We start from the raw sequence: 16305 nt of genomic DNA, 5'->3' as shown, positions 1-16305 counted from the left end.
GGGAAGGGATGGCGGAGATCAGCCGCCGGGCCGGACGAGAGTCAGCCGGCGGTCGGGCAGATGGCCGGTGAGCGCGACGGTGGGACCGTGCAGGAGTCCCCGAGGGTCGGGCACGTTGGAGGGAACAGGGAATTCGGTCACCAGCGGGTGGCCGTCGGCCGCGCCGGGACCGGGCGGGAACGGGGCCGCGGTCTCGATCAGGCCCTGGTAGTGCTCCAGCCACTTGGCCATGTTCACGGTGACCGCGGCGGTCACGCGGCCCCGGTAGCCGTAGACCGCCACCAGACGGCGTTCGGCGAGCGAGCCTTGGGCGACGACCACCTGGTCGGAGAAGGAGGGGACGCCGACGGACTTGATGTTCACCCCGAACTGGCTGGACCAGAAGACCGGGACCGCCAGGTGCGGGCGCCGCAGCGGCCCCGGGTTGACCATGTTGTGGGCGGCGACCTCGGCCTGCGCGACCGCGTTGCCCCAGTGCTCCAGGGCGAGCAACTGGTACTCGAACAGCGGGTGCGGGAAGCGGGCGACGTCACCGGCCACGAAGACGTCGTCGGTGACGATGCCGTAGGCGTCGAAGACACGGCACCCCGCGTCGCAGGCGACCCCAGCCGGCCCGCGGCCAGCCCGGAATCCGCCAGCCATTCGGTGTTACGGACCGCGCCCATCGCGACGACGCACACCTCCGCGTCGACGCGGTCGCCGTCCGACAGATCCGCGCCGGTGAAATGGCCGTTCCCCCGCAGCGCGGTCACCGTCACCCCGCAGCGCAGGTCCACCCCGTGCGCCCGCTGCAGGCCGGCCGCGAGCTTCGCCAGCGTCCCGCCGAGCGCGCCCACCAGCGGTGCGGGGCCACGTTCCGCGACGGTTACCTCGATGCCCCGCTCCCGGCAGGCCGAGGCGATCTCCGAGCCGGTGAAGCCTGCGCCGATCACCAGCACCCGCCGCGGCCCCGCGGCCAGCCGCTCGGCCAGGCGCGCCGCGTCGTCGCTCGTGCGCAGGGTGAGAACCCCGTCCAGGGCCGCCTGCGCCGGGTCGGGCCAGGGTCGTGCCCGCGTCCCGGTGGCGATCAGCAGCCGGTCGTAGGGCAGTGACGTGCCGTCGGCCAGCAGCACCCGCTTCCCCGCCGCGTCCAGACCCGTGGCCGCCACCCCCAGCCGCCAGTCCGCGTCCAGGGCTCGGCGCGCGGGAAGCGCGGTGGCGTTCGCCGCGGCCTTGCCGAGCAGCACCTGTTTGGACAGCGGCGGCCGGTCGTAGGGCGGGTGTGGCTCGTCTCCCACCATGGTCAGCGAGCCGGTGAAGCCCTCCTCGCGCAGCGTCTCGGCGGCCCGCAGCCCGGCCAGTGACGCGCCCACGATGAGGATGCGGCCCTGGTCGAGGTCACCGGGCATCGACCCTCACCTGCTCACCCACGAGGATGGCCTGGACGGGGCATGCCGCCGCGGCCTGGCGTACACGGTCGAGTTGGCCGGCGGGCACGTCAGGGTCGTACAGCAGCGCCTCCTCACCGTGCAGCTCGAACACCTGAGGGGCGAGGAACACGCACTGCGCGTAGCCCTGGCAGCGGGTGAGGTCCACCACGATCCGCATCCGCGCCACCCCCTGAGTCGCCGCGGCGCCCGGTCTCCGTTCCAGCCATGGGAAGGAAGGCGCCTGCCCGGCTGCTTCGCCGGAGGTTCCGTCATCCGTTCACACGAGTCATCGTCCTCGCAGCGGCGTCGTGGTCATCGCCGCCGGCCGCGCTCCTGGTGAGCAGTCTGGCGCGTCCGGCCCTGGACACCGGTACGCCGAGCCGGGCCTTTGCCTCAACTCAGACGATTAGTTGGACCGGATGAGACCAGGATCACGAGCCCGAACGCCTTGGCCCAGGCCGGTGAAGGCGCGTGGTAGGCCCACGTGGCGAAGCTCTCTGGTCGCGGCGCTAGACGCCGGCGGGGGTGAAGTCGTCGCGGTCGGTGGTCAGGGCGATCGGGCGCTGGGCGCGCACCGCGTTCAGGCGGGTGTGCAGGGCGTCGTGGACGAGTTCGTAGGCGTCCGAGCCGAGCAGTTGGCGGCGCGGCGGGTCCGGGGAGACGCCGATGCGGATCATCGCCTCGGCGACCTTGCGCGGGTCGCCGGGCATGTCCTTCAACGCCACGGAGGACTCGCCGTGGGTGAAGGCGGCGGCCTGGGTGCCCGCGTAGGCGGCGAGTTCGGAGGGGGCGACGTCGGCCGACGCGTAGAAGTCGGTGGCGACCATGCCCGGCTCGATGAGGGTCGTGCGGATGCCGAACGGCTCGACCTCCGGCGCGTAGGCCTCGAAGAACCCCTCGATCGCCCACTTGCTCGCGTGGTATAGCGACATCGCGGGGTAGGCGATGTGCCCGCCCATGCTGGAGGTCTGCAGGATCCGGCCGCCGCCCTGCTCGCGCAGGCGCGGTGTGACCGCGCGGACGAGCTGGATCGGGGCCGTGACGTTGGTGTCGAGCTGGCGCCGGATCTGCTCGTCGGTGAGCTCCTCGGCGAGGCCGATCAGTCCGTAGCCGGCGTTGGAGACGACGACGTCGATCCGCCCGAGGTCGGCGAACGCCCGGCGGACGACCTCTCGCATCCGCGCGGTGTCGGTGACGTCCAGCTCGGCACGCCACAGCCGTCCGGTGTGGCGGTCGGCCAGTTCGTCGAGCCGGGAGGGATCGCGCAGGGTGGCGGCGACACGGTCGCCGCGCCTGAGCAGGATCTCGGTCATTTCTCGGCCGAAACCGCTGGACGTGCCGGTGATGAACCAGGTCCTCATGTCAGTGCTCCTCGGATCACGGTGCCGGTTTCCAAGCCGGTCTCCGATGTCCCATGACATCGCCGAGTCCGGATGGTCATCAACGACGAACACCGGCATGTCCGACAGTCGGAGCCTGTCAATATGGGGTATGGAGCTTCGGCAGTTGGAGTACGCCGTCACCGTCGCGGAGGAACTGCACTTCGGCCGGGCCGCGGCGCGGTTGCACGTCACCCAGCAGTCCGTCAGCGAGCAGATCCGCCGCCTGGAACGCGAACTCGGCGCCCCTTTGTTCACCCGCACCAGCCGGCGGGTGACGGTGACCGCGGTGGGGGAGGTGTTCCTGCGCGAGGCGCGCGGTGCGGTGGCCGCCGCGCGCCACGCCCTCGACGTCGGCCGCCGCGCCGCCGCCGGCACGCTGGACGACCTGAGCGTCGGCTACGCCGAGGACCTCGGCCCGCGGCTGTTCCAGCTCGCGGTGCCCGCGTTGCGCGCCCGCCTCCCCTCGGTCCGGCTGGCCCCGCGCCCGATGACCACCCCCGCCCAGCTCGCCGCGCTCGGCGACCGCCGACTCGACGTCGGCTTCTGCTGGACCGCCGAGCTCCCGCCCGGCCTCGACTCGCTCCTGGTGACCCGCGAACCGCTCGTGGTCGCGCTGTCCGCCGGTCATCCCCTCGCGGGCTGCGACACGATCGATCCGCGCCGCCTGTCGCACGAGCCGCTGGTCACCGTCGAGCGCGCCGTCAACCCATGGCTGCACGACCACTTCGTCGGCCAGCTCGAAGCCCGCGGCGCCACGGTGACCATCCATCGGGAGATATCCAGCCTCGACCGGCTCCTCCCTCTGGTGCTCACCGGCTCCGCCGTCGGGCTCACCATCGTCGGCGCCGCCGCGGCCAGGCCCTTCGCCGGAGTCGTCTACCGCCCTTTCAGCGACCCGAGTCCCTACGCCGACCACAGCGTCGTCTGGCGGCGCGATGCCGTCGGCCCGGCCGTCGCGGCCCTCGTCGACGTCATCCGCGAGCTACGCGACGCGGGAGCCTTCATCCCCGCGGAACTCGGCCGGCCGCACCAGGGCACTGTCAGTGGCGGCGGGATTTCTCACGACGATTAAGCCGCATTCCAGGTACGGACCGGGCGGGTTCGTGTGCGGAATGCGGTGAACGGGTACGTGGTTATGCCGATCGACACGACGAGAGACGAGACCGAGGAGCCATCTGTGGCGACGATCGCGGTGACCGAGTCCAACTTCAACGAGATCGCCGACGAGGGGATCGTCCTCCTCGACTTCTGGGCCGCCTGGTGCGGGCCGTGCCGCACGTTCGGCCCCATCTTCGAGAAGGCGTCCCAGAAGCACGCGGACATCACCTTCGGGAAGATCGACACCGACGCCGAGCGGGCGCTGGCGGAAGGGTTCGACATCACCTCGATCCCGACCGTGATGGCCATCCGGGACGGCATCGTGGTCTTCGCCCAGCCGGGCGCCCTCCCCGCTCCCGCCCTGGAGGACCTGATCACCCAGGTCCGCGCGCTGGACATGGAGGCCATCCGCAAGGAGATCGCCAACGACATCGACTCCGGCCGCGCCGAGGGCCCGGAGGACGGCCGCCGTCCGTGACGATCGCCGCCTGAACGTGACAGAGCCGGCCTCCGCTCAGCGGGGGCCGGCTCTTCTGTGCGATCAGCTCAGGCGGTAGAGCTCGGCGACGCGGAAGGCCAGGTCCAGCGACTGGCCGCGGTTGAGGCGGGGGTCGCAGGCGGTCTCGTAGCGCAGCGCCAGATCTTCCTCGACGATCGGGTGGCCGCCACCGACGCACTCGGTGACGTCGTCGCCGGTGAACTCGATGTGGATGCCGCCCGGATGGGTGCCGAGCGCGCGGTGCACCTCGAAGAAGCCCGCCACCTCGTCGAGCACGTCGTCGAGCCTGCGGGTCTTGTGCCCGCTCGGGGCCTCGAAGGTGTTGCCGTGCATCGGGTCGCAGATCCAGGCGATCTGCGCGCCGCTCGCCCGGATCTTCTCGACCAGCGGCGGCAGCGCGTCGCGCACCTTGGAGGCGCCCATGCGCGCGATGAAGGTGAGCCGCCCCGGCTCGTTGGCCGGGTTGAGCTTGTCGATCAGCGTCAGCGCGTCCTCGGGCGAGGTGGTCGGGCCGAGCTTGACGCCGATGGGGTTGCGGATGCGGCTGAAGAACTCCACGTGGGCGCCGTCGAGCTGGCGGGTGCGCTCGCCGATCCAGACCATGTGGGCCGACACGTCGTACGGCAGGCCGGTGCGGGAGTCGACGCGGGTGAGGGCGCGGTCGTAGTCGAGGATCAGCGCCTCGTGCGAGGAGTAGAACTCGACCGTGTGGAACTCTTCGGGATCGGCGCGGCAGGCGTGCATGAACGCCAGGGCCTGGTCGATCTCGCGGGCGAGCTGCTCGTAGCGGCGGCCCGCCGGGGACTCGGCCACGAAGTCCTGGTTCCAGGCGTGGACCTGGCGCAGGTCGGCGTACCCGCCCTTGGTGAAGGCGCGGGCCAGGTTGAGCGTCACCGCGGAGGAGTGGTACGCCCGCAGCAGGCGCACGGGGTCGGGCGTGCGGGCCTCGGGGGTGAAGTCGAAGCCGTTGACCATGTCACCGCGGTAGGCCGGGAGCTCGACCCCGCCGCGGGTCTCGGTCGGCTTGGAGCGCGGCTTGGCGAACTGCCCCGCCAAGCGGCCGATCTTGACGACGGGGACGCGGCCGGCGTAGGTGAGCACGATGGCCATCTGCAACAACGTCTTCAGCTTGTTGCGGACGTTGTCGGCGGTGGCGCCGGCGAAGGTCTCGGCGCAGTCACCGCCCTGGAGGACGAACGCCTCGCCCCGCGCGACGGCGGCGAGACGGTCCTTGAGCTCGTCGCACTCCCCGGCGAACACCAGCGGCGGCAGGCCGTGCAACTCGGCGACGACGGACTCCAGCGCGGACCGGTCGGGCCAGTCGGGCTGCTGGGCGGCGGGGAGGTCCCGCCAGCTATCGAGGTTGATCGGTTCGGCGCTCACCCTGAAAGGCTATTGCACGTCCTGGGGTCCCACCGAGGTCGTGTCCACAGGGTGAGAAAGATTTCCGGCACCCGGCGCCGCGGATGCCGGGCCCGCCAAGGATTTAGGGGGTGCTTCTGGGGTTCGCGCGTGCCCGGCAGGCGCGTTCGGGCCGGTGGAACGCCGCCTGGGCGCGCCGGCGACGCCGGGCGGGGCGCGGGGGAGCCGCGACAGGCATAACCGGCGGCGTCGCGGGCAGTCGGAGGGCGCCCCTGCAAGGGGTTGGCAGCGAGCGACGTGGAGTTGAGGTCACATGATCATACTGGGCATGTTACTGGTCGTGCTCGCCGGCGCCGCCCTGGTGGCGGTGGCGAACGACGGCGCCGGCGGCGTGGCGGCGGTCACCGTGCTGGACCGGACGATCGAGATGTCCGCGCTGGAGCTGTTCCTCGCGGGCGCGGCGACCGCGGCGGTCTTCCTCATCGGCCTGATGGTGCTCACCGGCGGCATGCGCCGCTCGGGGGCCAGGCGCAGGCGCCTGCGCGAGGTCCGCGCCGAGGCCGACAAGGTCGCGCGCCTGGAGGAGGAGAAGCGGACGCTGGAGCGCCGGCTGGAGGCCGAGTCCACCACCCCGGCGGCCGCGCCCCGCGCCACCGGCTACGTCCCGGCCCAGGCCCCGGCGCCGGAGTCGGCCGCGAGGCCGCTCGGACGCCACGCGCACGTCCACGACAAGGACGGCGACGGCGTCGACGACCGGGCCGAGGACAGGGCCGACCGGGCGGACCGGGCCGACCGGGCGGGCCGGGAGGATCGCGTGGGCGCGGGTGCGCGCCGGCCGGCGGAGCCGAACGACCGGCTCGTCGCGGGCGACCGCGCGCACGAGGGACGCTGACCCGGCGATGGCAACGCGTGAGGACGGGCCGGCCGTCCGGGGACCGGGTCCCTGGGCGGCCCTGCCCGCGCGCCGCCGCCTGTCGCGTCCGGTGCGCCACCGCTGCGTGGACCGCCACGCCCGTCGCGGCGCGCGGGAGGAGAGGGCTCAGCGCCTCGTGAGCACGTCCAGGCTCTTGGAGAGCCCCTCGGTGGCCAGGCCGCGGATCCGCCCGTAGGACTCCTCCGGGTACTGCCGGGGGCCGTTCTCTACCAGCAGCACCAGGTACAGGTACACGCGGTACATCGCCTCGCGGGTGCGGGCCCCGGGCGTCAGCTCCACCTTGCCGCCCGCCTCGCGGTAGCCGGCGAGGACCGGGTCGTCGTCGCCCAGCTCGCCGAAGATCGTCGGCGACACGAAGTCGGCCAGCGGATCGCCCCAGAACGCCCGCTCGTAGTCGATCAGGGCCTGGATGCGCGGCGGCCCCTCCGAGGGCGGCGTCAGGAACACGTTGCCCGGCCAGAGGTCGAAGTGCACCAGGGCCGGCGCGGTGACCTCCTCCAGCGCGGCGGCGTTGGAGTAGACGGCGCCCGCGATCTCCACCAGCGTCCGCGGCAGCGGGGTCGCGTACCGCACGGCGTCGTCCAGCAGCGCGCCGGTCATGGTCAGGAACGCGTCGCGCCAGTTCGTCCCGGTCAGCGCCGCGTACGGATAGCCGTACACGCCGTCGCCGGGGATGCCGTGCAGCGTGGCGATATGGCCGCCGAGCTGGTGGCGCAGCGATCGCTGGTCGGCCTCGCCGAGCGAGGGCGCCTGGTTCCACGGCACGCCGTCCAGCGCCGACATGATCAGGTAGTCGCCGCCGAGCTCGGGGTCGTCGAAGCCCGACTGCAGCAGCCGGGGCAGCGGGAGCCCCGTGGGCGTGGCCAGGTGGTACACCAGCGCCTCGGTGCGCAGCAGGTCGCGTTCGTAGCGGAGTCCCTCCAGGCCGGGCGGCGGGCCGGCCTTCAGCACGACCTGGCGGCCGTCCTTCAGGGTCAGCCGCCACACCGCGTTGGCGAAGCCGTCCAGGAGCTCCTCGGCGGAGCCGACCTCCGCGCCCAGCGCCCTGGCGGCGAGCGCGTCGAGTTGGGCGGGGGTCAGCCGGCGCTTGGTCCTGCTCTCCATTCGGTCACATCACTTAGGTCGTCGGGGGATGAGGGGTTCGGCGGCGACGCCGAGCCGTCACCAGGCGTGGCGGGACGGCGCGCGGCCGGGGCCGGTTCCCGGCCGGTGGAAGCCGGGGAGGGACGCTCAGAGGGCCGAGATCGTCCAACCGGCTTCGTGCTTGGCTCCGGGGTCGAGCACCACGAGGTCCGTGCCGGAGTTGAAGGCGTCCGCGGGGCAGGTCATCGGCTCGACGGCGATGCCCCGGTGGCCGAAGCCGGTGCCGGTGCAGACCTGGGCCCACGGCAGCACCGCGGGGTCCCAGGCGATCCGCACGCCGCCGCCGCCCGGGCCGCGCAGCCCCACCCCGGTGAGGCCGTCCGGCCCCATGGCCAGGCCGGTGAAGGCGTGGTCGGCGGAGGTGCCGCCGATCGGGCGCGGGTCGCGGAAGTCGAACGGGGTCTCCTCGACCGGCCGCAGGGCGGCGGGCAGGAGCTCCTCGTCGGTGAGCAGCACCCGGTCGGCGGGCAGCGCCAGCTCCCAGCCGCTCTCGGGGCCGTCGCCGGCGATCAGCCAGGGGTGGGTGCCGCAGCCGTAGGGGGCCGGCAGGTCGCCGGTGTTCTCGGCGGTGAGGGTGGTGGTGAGCCCTCCGGGGCCGAGGGCGTGCCGGACCTCCAGGCGCAGCCGGAACGGGTAGCCGGGGGAGGGCTCGACGGTGTGGGTGAGCCGGACGGACGCGTCGCCGTCCGCGTGCGGCCCGGCGGCCCGCCAGCCGGCGAAGGCGACGAGGCCGTGCAAAGCGTGGCCGCGCTCCGGCTCGTTGACGGGCACCTGGAAGGTCTCGCCCCGGAAGGTGTAGCGCCCGTGGGCCACCCGGTTCGGCCACGGCGCGAGCAGCGTGCCGCTGTAGAAGGGGACGGGGCCGTCCTGCGGCCAGCTCGTCACCAGATCGCGGTCACCGTGCCGGAGGATCCTCAGCGCGCCGCCCGAGCCGGATATCACGGCGCGGTAGTCGCCACCCTGGATAACGTACTGAGGCACGGGGGATCCTCTCGTCGGCCGGTGAACCGCCGCGAACCGGGAGAAACCCGGGCGGCAGGCTCCATCATCCCCGTTGCCGCGCGGTGATCAAAATTTAGCCATGCTGTGAGGGTATGGCAAGGGAGCGCTCCCACGGCCTGGCCCGCGCAATCGTCAGGCATGAAGTCGGATTTTCTTGCACATCATGTCAAGTTCCCCTCTAGTGGCGCCACCGTCATGGGATCGCTCCCAGTGCCCGTCCGCGGCCGCCCGGGGGAACCGGCCGCGGACGCGGGCCGCCCTACCAGGCGACCGGCAGCGTGTGGACGCCGTAGATGGCCCTGCTCGTCCGGGTCGGCACCTGGTCGGCCGGCAGGTCCAGGCGCAGGTCAGGGAAGCGCCGCAGCAGCGCGGGGTAGGCCACGCGCATCTCCATGCGGGCGAGCTGCTGGCCGAGGCACTGGTGGACGCCGTGCCCGAAGGACAGGTGCCCGGCGGCCTGCCGGGTGATGTCCAGGCTCTCGGGGTTCTCGAAGCGGGCCGGGTCGCGGTTGGCGGCAGGCAGCGAGAGCGTCACCGAGTCGCCCGCCCGGATCGCGTGCCCGTCGATCTCGACGTCCTCGCGCGCCGCGCGCACCGGCCCGAGGTGGACGATCGTCAGGTACCGGAGCAGCTCCTCCACCGCCGAGCCGATCAGCGAGGGGTCGGCGCGCAGGGCGGCGAGCTGGGCGGGGTTGCGCAGCAGGGTGAAGGTGCCGAGCGCGAGCATGTTGGCCGTGGTCTCGTGCCCGGCCACCAGCAGCAGCACCGCCACGCCGGTGACCTCGTCGGTGGTGAGCCCCCGGTCGGCGGCCAGCGCGCTGATCAGGTCGTCGCCCGGCTCGGCCCGCTTCAGCGCCACCAGCTCGCGCGTGAAGTCCATCAGGTCGTCCAGCGCCTCGCGCACCTGATCGGGCGTGGAGGACAGGTCGAGCAGCGCGGCCGAGCGCCGCTGGAACCGCTCGTGCCCGCTGTAGGGCACGCCGAGCACCTCGCAGATGACCAGGGACGGGATGGGCAGCGCGAACTCCCGCACCAGATCGGCGGGCGGGCCGGACACCTCCATGGCGTCGAGGTGCTCGCCGGTGATCTCGGCGATCCTGGGCTCCAGCGCCTGCACCCTGCGCACGGTGAAGTGGCCCGCGAGACGGCCGCGGAAGCGCGTGTGCTCGGGCGGGTCCTTCTGCAGGAAGAACCCGGGAACGTCCTCCAGGATCCGCTGGGTCGCCCGCTGGCCGATCGGCGGGTGCAGCAGCTTGGTGTCGGTGGTGAACCGCGGGTCGGCCAGCACGGCACGTGCCGTGGAATAGCCGGTCACCAGCCAGCCGACGTGGCCGTCGGCGTAGAGCATCGGGCGGATGGGTCCCTCCTCGCGCCATCGGCGCAGCGCCGCGGGAGGGTCGAAGGGGTTCTGGCGGCCGAGGGGAAGGGTCACGGGGCTGGACATGGCTTGGGTCACGAGGTGCTCCTTCCTTTCCTGCTAAGACCGTACAAGCCATGAAATTTCGGTGAATTAAGGCAGTTATCGGAAGTCGTAAAGAATGCGCAGACGCCCGCGCCCCGACCCGTGCCGACCCGTGCCGACCCGTGCCGACCCGTGCCGGACCGTGCCGGACCGTGCCGGGATTTCAGGCCGAGCCGCGCTCCACCAGGTGGGTGTCGAGGATGACCACCGGCTGCTCCAGGCGCTCGCCGTTGATCCGGGCGACCAGGAGCTGCGCCATCTGCCGCCCCATCAGCTCGGTCGGCTGGTGGACGCTGGTCAGCGGCGGCACGGTCTGCGCCGCGATCGCCGAGTCCTCGAAGCCGATCACCGCGACGTCGCCCGGGATGGACCTGCCGTGCTCCTTCAGCACCCGCATCGCGCCGATCGCCATGGCGTCGGAGGCCGCGAAGACCGCGTCCAGGTCCGGGTGCGCCTCCAGCAGCCGCTCGGTGGCCGCGACCGCGCTGGCCTCGCTGAAGTCGCCGAACGCCACCAGCTCCTGCACGCCGGTGGCGAGCAGCGCGTCCCGGTAACCGGCCAGCCGGTCCACGCCCACGCCCATGTCCTGCGGCCCGGCGATCGTGGCGACGCGCCGCCGCCCCTTGCCGAGCAGGTACTTCACCGCCTGCCGCGCGCCCGCCCTGTTGTCCATGTCGACGTAGCTGTAGGGCGTGAACCCGACCGGGCGGCCGCCGAGCACGGTCGGCACGCCCATGTCCTCCAGGCGGCCCGGCAGCGGGTCGGCGCCGTGCAGCGAGATCAGCAGCACGCCGTCCACGTGCTGCCCGGTCAGGTACGGCTCCAGGCGCTCGTGCTCCTGGCGCGACTGCGCCATGGTGAGGATGAGCTGGAGCCCGGTCTCGGCCAGCGACGAGCCGATGCCGCGGATGATGCCCGCGAAGAACGGCTCGTCGAACACCCGCTGCTCGGACTCCGAGACGACCAGCGCGACGGTGTCGGTGCGCCGGGTGACCAGGGTGCGCGCCGCCCGGTTGGGCACGTAGCCGAGCTCGTCGATCGCCTGCCGCACGGCCTCGCGCGCCTTCTCGCTGACCTTCGGCGAGCCGTTGATGACGCGCGACACCGTGCCCCGGCCGACCCCGGCGCGCGCCGCCACCGCCTCCAGGGTCGGTCGCGCTCCCGAGCGGCGGTCCCCGTTCATTGAAGGTGCCCCCTCCTGGCTTTTCGGCTTATTCTGCCGGACCCCGCAGGCCGCCTCGGCGGATCGCGCGGGAGTACCAGCGCGCGCTCGCCTTCGGCGTCCTGACCAGGGTGTCGTAGTCGACGTGCACGAGCCCGAATCGCTTGCCGTAGCCCCAGGCCCACTCGAAATTGTCCATCAGCGACCAGGCGAAATACCCCCGCAGCGGGACGCCCGCCGCGATCGCCGCGTGGCAGGCGCGCAGGTGGGCGTGGAGGTAGGCCACGCGCTCCCGGTCGTCCACCACCCCGCCGGACACGACGTCGTCGAACGCCGCGCCGTTCTCCGACACGACCAGAGGGATGGCCGGGTAGTTCAGGGCCACCCGCTGCAGCACCTCGTACAGGCCGAACTCGTCGATCTCCCAGCCCATGGAGGTGACGGGCCGCCCGCTCCTGACGAAGCCCACGTCCTCGCTGCCCGGCCACGGCGAGCCCGCGCCCGTCGGCGCCGCCGAGGCCGACGCCGAGCCCTCCGCCGACCCCGACACGGTGTACCGGCTGTAGTAGTTGACCATCAGCATGTCGAACGGCGTGGAGACGACCTCCATGTCGCCGTCCCTGACGAAGCCGAACCCGGTGACCCCGGCCAGGTCGGCCACGACGTCCTCCGGATAGGAGCCCTTCAGCAGCGCGTCCAGGAAGAAGCGGTTCTGCAGCCCGTCCACGCGCCGGGCGGCGTCGAGGTCGGCGGGCGCGCCGGTGGCCGGCGTCACCGCGTACAGGTTCACCGAGCCGCCGATCCGCGCCTGCGGGTCCCGCGCCCGGATGGCCTGGACCGCGAGGCCGTGCGCCAGGTTGAGGTGGTGGGCGGCCCGCACCGCGGCGGCCGGCTCGCGCCGCCCGGGGGCGTGCTCGCCCGAGGCGTACCCCACGAAGGCCGCGCACCACGGCTCGTTCACCGTGGTCCAGTGCCGCACCCGGTCGCCGAGCGCCTCGTGCACGCACGCCGTGAAGTCGGCGAAGCGCAACGCGGTGTCGCGCTCGGGCCAGCCGCCCGCGTCCTCCAGGACCTGCGGCAGATCCCAGTGGTACAGCGTCAGGTAGGGCTCGATCCCGCGGCCGAGCAGCTCGTCGACCAGGCGCCGGTAGAAGTCGAGCCCGGCCTGGTTCACCCGGCCGGAGCCCTGGGGCATGATCCTCGGCCAGGAGACCGAGAACCGGTAGGCGGTGAGGCCCAGCTCGGCCATGAGCGCCACGTCGTCGCGGTAGCGGTGGTAATGGTCCACCGCGAGGTCGGCGTGGTCGCCGTTCACCACGCGGCCGGGCTCGCGGACGAAGGTGTCCCAGATGGACCGGCCGCGCCCGTCGATGTCCGTCGCGCCCTCGATCTGGTAGGCCGAGGTGGCCGCGCCCCAGACGAAGCCGGGCGGGAACGCCAGGGCCGGGGCGTCGGTGCCCGATCGAACGCCGGGCCGGGGGCCGGGTTGAGTGTCCTGCGTGGTCACGCCTTGACCGCACCTTCCATGAGACCGCCGACGATCTGCCGGCCGAACGCGAGGAAAACGACGACGAGAGGGAGCACCGACAGGGCGGTGCCGGTGAAGATCAGCACGTAGTCCGTGCTGTGGGCCGCGGTGAGGAAGCTGATCGACACCTGCACCGTGGGGTTCTCGGGGGTGAGGACGATCAGCGGCCACATGAACTCGTTCCAGTTGAGCATGAACGTCTGCAGCGCCAGGACGGCCATGCCGGGCCGCACGGCCGGCAGGATCACGTTCCACCAGACGCGCAGCGTGGACGCGCCGTCCACCCGGGCCGCCTCGACCAGTTCCTCGGGCACGGCCTGCTCGGTGTACTGCGTCATCATGAACACGCCGAAGCCGTTCAGCAGGTACGGCAGGATCACGGCCTTGAGCGAGCCGACCCAGCCGAGGTCCACCATGAGCTGGTAGAGCGGCACCACGCCCATCTGCTGGAGCGGCACCATCATCGTCAGCAGGATCGAGCCGAGCAGCAGCTTCCTGCCGCGGAAGCGCAGCCGGGCGAACGCGAAGCCCGCGAACGTCGAGATGACCACGACCGACACCGTCACGGTGGAGGTGACGACCAGCGAGTTGAGCAGGCCGGCGAGGAAGTGGGCGTCCTCGGTGGCGAGCACCCTGCGGACGTTCTCGCCGAGGTTGCCGCCCGGCAGCAGCGGGGGCGGCACGTCCACGGCGTCGGAGTTGGTCCGCGAGGCGATGATGATCATCCAGTAGATCGGGAAGATCGACAGGACGAGCGTGACGCCGAGGCCGATCCTGGTGAGGGGCGTGGCGCGGAACGGGTCCCGCCGGTCGCGCTCCGCCGCCGCGGGTGAGGTGATCGCGGTCATCGTGAGCCTCCAATCCTGCGGGCGAGGGTGTAGTTGAGCCCGACGCCGAGGAGGATGAGGACGAACAGCAGCCAGGCGGCGGCGGCCGCGTAGCCGTAGTCGAAGTTCCTGAACCCCTGCTCGACGATGTACATCGCGATCGTCTGGAACTGGCCGGTGGTGCCGCCGTCCATGCGGTTGCCGGCGAACATGACCGGCTCGGCGAACAGGGTGAGGCCGCCGATCGTGGACACGAAGACGGTGAACAGGACCGTGGGCCGGATCATCGGCAGCGTGATGCTCCAGAACTGCCGGCGGCCCGAGGCCCCGTCGATCGCCGCCGCCTCGTAGAGCTGGCGGGGGATGGTCTGCATGGCGGCCAGGTAGATGATCGCGTTGTAGCCGGTCCACCGCCAGTCCACCATGGTGGCGATCGCCGTCCAGGACGACCACCTGGTGCTCTGCCAGTCGATGTGCCGGTCCAGGCCGAGCAGGTCGAGCAGCCAGTTGACCAGGCCGTAGTCGCGGCCGTAGAGCTGGGTGAAGACGACGGCCACGGCCACCACCGAGGTGACCAGCGGCACCAGCACCCCGAGGCGCAGCAGCAGCCGTCCGCGCAGCCGCTTGTTGAGCGCGTTGGCCAGCAGCAGCGCCAGCACGAGCTGCGGGACCGTGGCCAGCGCGAAGATGCCGATCGTGTTGACCACCGCGTTCCAGAAGTCGGCGTCGGCCAGCAGCGCGGCGTAGTTGTCCAGCCCGGTGTAGGTCGCCTCGCCGCCGGCCAGGCCGTAGTCCCGCAGCGAGACCCACAGGGTGAACACCAGCGGGAACAGCCCGAAGACCGCGAAGAGCAGGAAGTACGGCGAGATCAGCAGGTAGGGGGCGGCCTTGACGTCGAACCTGGACCAGGTGAGGCGCGGGGCGCGCGGGCGGCGCTCGGGTGGCGCCGGGTCCGCCCGCCGGGGTTGGGTGTTGACGCTCATCGGCGGTGCGGGGCCCCGCCCGGCCGCGGGTTCCGCGGCGCGGGCGGGGGAGCCCTGGACTCCTTCGTTCGTCGGTGACGGTCGATGGGCGGAGCCGGTGGCGGGGGCGGCGGTCAGCGCGCCGCCTTCTCACCCGCGGCGACGAACTTGTCCCAGGCTTCGGCGTACGGCACCGAGCCCTGGTCCATGCCGGTGATGACCTGTTCCACCTCGCGCTTGACCTGCGCGTGCCGCTCGCCGAGGAACGTCGGCTGGAGCGACTTGATGGACGGCCCGAAGATCTTGCCGATCGGCGCGTCGCCGAAGTAGGGGTTGGTCGCGCCCTGCAGCGCGGGGTCGTCCTGCGCGGCCAGCGTGCTCGGCAGGTTGCCGCCCTCCTTGAACGCCATGAGCTGGGCCTCGGGGCCGGTCAGATAACCGGCCAGCTCGGCGGCCTCCTTGGGGTGCTTGGACTGCTTGGGCACGGCGAGCCAGGAGCCGCCCCAGTTGCCGCCGCCGCCCGGGACGGTGGCGACGTCCCACTTGCCCTTGAACGCGTCGCCCGCGGTGCCGGAGACGACGCCGAGCATCCAGCCGGGGCAGCCGAGCGTGGCGAACTGCGACTTCACGAAGCCGGTGTTCCAGGGGTCGGTGAAGTTCTGCAGCTTGGCCGTCAGCCCGGCCTGGCTGATCTTCTGGGTGAGGTCGAAGGCCGTCCTGACCGCCGGGTTGGTGCCGGCGATGAGCTTCTGGTCGCGGTCGAAGTAGGTGACGTTGCCGTTCTTGGCGGACTCCTGCGACAGCACCACGTTGTAGATGGTGTTGACGCTGTCCACGAACTTGGCGTCCTTGACCTTCGCCTGGAAGTTCTGGCCGGCCTTGATGAAGTCGTCCCAGCCGCCGCTCCACAGCTTGGAGACCTCGTCGCGGTTCGCCGGCAGCCCGGCCTTCTCGAACAGGTCGGCGCGGTAGCAGATGCTCATGCCGCCGACGTCGGTGCCGAGGGCGAACAGCTTGCCGTCGGCGGTGAGGCCGTTCTCCCACTTCCAGGCGGGGAAGTCGGCCTTGCGGGAGTTCAGCCCGTACTGGCCGAGGTCGGTGAAGAACTGCGGGCGCGCCTTGGCCAGGCCCATGCCGCCCTCGTCGATGCCCACGACGTCGCCGGCGCCGGTGCCCGACTGGAGCCACTGGAGCATCTGGGGCCAGTAGACGTTCTCGAAGCTGTCGGTGAGGTTGGTGTACTTGACCTGGACGTCCGGGTGCTCGGCGTTCCACTTCTCGACGGCGGCCTTGTAGCCGAAGTTGGTGCCGCCGCCGAAGGTCTGCAGCGTCAGGGTGATCTTCTCCGCCGGTGCGGCCGACGAGGTGCCCTCGGCGGCGGTGCCGCCGGAGGAGCAGGCTGCGGTGACGCCCAGCGCGGCGGCCATCGTCATCGCGGCGGCGAGCTTCCCGCCGCGGCGCGCCTTGTGGTTCATTCCGGACCCCTCTCGGTGGTTGCCCGTCAGTGGGAGGTGCATCGAGGGCCGGCCCCGATA

Annotated in this window: 16 protein-coding genes; 3 read left to right on the top strand and 13 right to left on the bottom strand. The window is 72.1% G+C overall.

Annotated elements, in window-relative coordinates; translation table 11 throughout:
- Positions 1-18: 18 nt before the first annotated feature.
- From BJ982_RS39845 to BJ982_RS29265, 4 genes are all read right to left on the bottom strand, one after another.
- The gene (locus BJ982_RS39845) at positions 19-363 is read right to left on the bottom strand and encodes a hypothetical protein (protein WP_239122982.1); all 345 of its coding nucleotides are present in this window, start codon (positions 361-363) and stop codon (positions 19-21) included.
- Positions 360-1388 (bottom strand): NAD(P)/FAD-dependent oxidoreductase, encoded by a 1029-nt coding sequence (locus tag BJ982_RS29275; RefSeq protein ID WP_239122983.1) that lies wholly within the window; start codon positions 1386-1388, stop codon positions 360-362. The genes BJ982_RS39845 and BJ982_RS29275 overlap by 4 nt, the downstream gene beginning before the upstream one ends.
- Complete coding sequence (locus BJ982_RS29270; RefSeq protein WP_184885343.1) at positions 1378-1587, bottom strand: ferredoxin; 210 nt, start codon at positions 1585-1587, stop codon at positions 1378-1380. Before BJ982_RS29270 ends, BJ982_RS29275 begins: the two co-directional genes overlap by 11 nt.
- A gap of 331 nt (positions 1588-1918) precedes the next feature.
- Positions 1919-2770, bottom strand: coding sequence for an SDR family oxidoreductase (locus BJ982_RS29265; protein ID WP_184885342.1), 852 nt, complete (start codon positions 2768-2770; stop codon positions 1919-1921).
- A 130-nt stretch (positions 2771-2900) separates the two neighbouring features.
- Here BJ982_RS29265 and BJ982_RS29260 point away from each other — a divergent pair, with 130 nt between their 5' ends.
- Both BJ982_RS29260 and trxA read left to right on the top strand, forming a co-directional pair.
- Positions 2901-3863, top strand: coding sequence for a LysR family transcriptional regulator (locus tag BJ982_RS29260; RefSeq protein ID WP_184885341.1), 963 nt, complete (start codon positions 2901-2903; stop codon positions 3861-3863).
- A gap of 105 nt (positions 3864-3968) precedes the next feature.
- Positions 3969-4367, top strand: coding sequence for a thioredoxin (gene trxA, locus BJ982_RS29255; protein WP_184885340.1), 399 nt, complete (start codon positions 3969-3971; stop codon positions 4365-4367).
- Between the two features lie 63 nt (positions 4368-4430).
- Here the strand turns inward: trxA and BJ982_RS29250 are convergent, their stop codons facing one another.
- On the bottom strand, positions 4431-5771 hold the full coding sequence (locus tag BJ982_RS29250) for a class II 3-deoxy-7-phosphoheptulonate synthase (RefSeq protein WP_184885339.1): 1341 nt from the start codon (positions 5769-5771) through the stop codon (positions 4431-4433).
- 307 nt (positions 5772-6078) lie between these two features.
- On the opposite strand from BJ982_RS29250, the gene BJ982_RS29245 reads away from it, so the two are divergent.
- The gene (locus BJ982_RS29245; RefSeq protein ID WP_184885336.1) at positions 6079-6642 is read left to right on the top strand and encodes a hypothetical protein; all 564 of its coding nucleotides are present in this window, start codon (positions 6079-6081) and stop codon (positions 6640-6642) included.
- A gap of 147 nt (positions 6643-6789) precedes the next feature.
- Here the strand turns inward: BJ982_RS29245 and BJ982_RS29240 are convergent, their stop codons facing one another.
- From BJ982_RS29240 to BJ982_RS29205, 8 genes are all read right to left on the bottom strand, one after another.
- Positions 6790-7788, bottom strand: a complete 999-nt coding sequence (locus BJ982_RS29240; protein ID WP_184885334.1) for a phosphotransferase family protein — start codon at positions 7786-7788, stop codon at positions 6790-6792.
- Positions 7789-7914: 126 nt separating this feature from the next.
- Positions 7915-8808 (bottom strand): aldose 1-epimerase family protein, encoded by an 894-nt coding sequence (locus tag BJ982_RS29235; RefSeq protein ID WP_184885332.1) that lies wholly within the window; start codon positions 8806-8808, stop codon positions 7915-7917.
- Positions 8809-9088: 280 nt separating this feature from the next.
- Complete coding sequence (locus BJ982_RS29230; RefSeq protein WP_184885330.1) at positions 9089-10285, bottom strand: cytochrome P450; 1197 nt, start codon at positions 10283-10285, stop codon at positions 9089-9091.
- Positions 10286-10454: 169 nt separating this feature from the next.
- Positions 10455-11474 (bottom strand): LacI family DNA-binding transcriptional regulator, encoded by a 1020-nt coding sequence (locus BJ982_RS29225; protein ID WP_184885328.1) that lies wholly within the window; start codon positions 11472-11474, stop codon positions 10455-10457.
- 28 nt (positions 11475-11502) lie between these two features.
- Positions 11503-12960 (bottom strand): GH1 family beta-glucosidase, encoded by a 1458-nt coding sequence (locus BJ982_RS29220; protein WP_184885326.1) that lies wholly within the window; start codon positions 12958-12960, stop codon positions 11503-11505.
- Positions 12957-13829, bottom strand: a complete 873-nt coding sequence (locus tag BJ982_RS29215; protein ID WP_184885324.1) for a carbohydrate ABC transporter permease — start codon at positions 13827-13829, stop codon at positions 12957-12959. Before BJ982_RS29215 ends, BJ982_RS29220 begins: the two co-directional genes overlap by 4 nt.
- Positions 13826-14791, bottom strand: coding sequence for a carbohydrate ABC transporter permease (locus BJ982_RS29210; RefSeq protein ID WP_184885321.1), 966 nt, complete (start codon positions 14789-14791; stop codon positions 13826-13828). The genes BJ982_RS29215 and BJ982_RS29210 overlap by 4 nt, the downstream gene beginning before the upstream one ends.
- 113 nt (positions 14792-14904) lie before the next feature.
- Positions 14905-16245 carry an ABC transporter substrate-binding protein gene (locus tag BJ982_RS29205; RefSeq protein WP_184885319.1) on the bottom strand — a complete coding sequence of 447 codons (1341 nt, stop codon included), beginning with the start codon at positions 16243-16245 and terminating at the stop codon, positions 14905-14907.
- Positions 16246-16305: the final 60 nt, after the last annotated feature.

The sequence above is a fragment of the Sphaerisporangium siamense genome, assembly GCF_014205275.1.
GTDB classification, from domain to species: Bacteria; Actinomycetota; Actinomycetes; order Streptosporangiales; family Streptosporangiaceae; genus Sphaerisporangium; species Sphaerisporangium siamense.
The sequence above is the reverse complement of the archived record's forward strand: the minus strand, read 5'-3'. Positions and strand labels throughout refer to the sequence as shown.

Bases quoted from the DNA above. Each gene is read 5' to 3' on its own strand.
- BJ982_RS29275 (WP_239122983.1), bottom strand. From the start codon at position 1,388: ATGCCCGGTGACCTCGACCAGGGCCGCATCCTCATCGTGGGCGCGTCA.
- BJ982_RS29270 (WP_184885343.1), bottom strand. From the start codon at position 1,587: ATGCGGATCGTGGTGGACCTCACCCGCTGCCAGGGCTACGCGCAGTGC.
- BJ982_RS29265 (WP_184885342.1), bottom strand. From the start codon at position 2,770: ATGAGGACCTGGTTCATCACCGGCACGTCCAGCGGTTTCGGCCGAGAA.
- BJ982_RS29260 (WP_184885341.1), top strand. From the start codon at position 2,901: ATGGAGCTTCGGCAGTTGGAGTACGCCGTCACCGTCGCGGAGGAACTG.
- BJ982_RS29245 (WP_184885336.1), top strand. From the start codon at position 6,079: ATGTTACTGGTCGTGCTCGCCGGCGCCGCCCTGGTGGCGGTGGCGAAC.
- BJ982_RS29240 (WP_184885334.1), bottom strand. From the start codon at position 7,788: ATGGAGAGCAGGACCAAGCGCCGGCTGACCCCCGCCCAACTCGACGCG.
- BJ982_RS29225 (WP_184885328.1), bottom strand. From the start codon at position 11,474: ATGAACGGGGACCGCCGCTCGGGAGCGCGACCGACCCTGGAGGCGGTG.
- BJ982_RS29215 (WP_184885324.1), bottom strand. From the start codon at position 13,829: ATGACCGCGATCACCTCACCCGCGGCGGCGGAGCGCGACCGGCGGGAC.
- BJ982_RS29210 (WP_184885321.1), bottom strand. From the start codon at position 14,791: ATGAGCGTCAACACCCAACCCCGGCGGGCGGACCCGGCGCCACCCGAG.
- BJ982_RS29205 (WP_184885319.1), bottom strand. From the start codon at position 16,245: ATGAACCACAAGGCGCGCCGCGGCGGGAAGCTCGCCGCCGCGATGACG.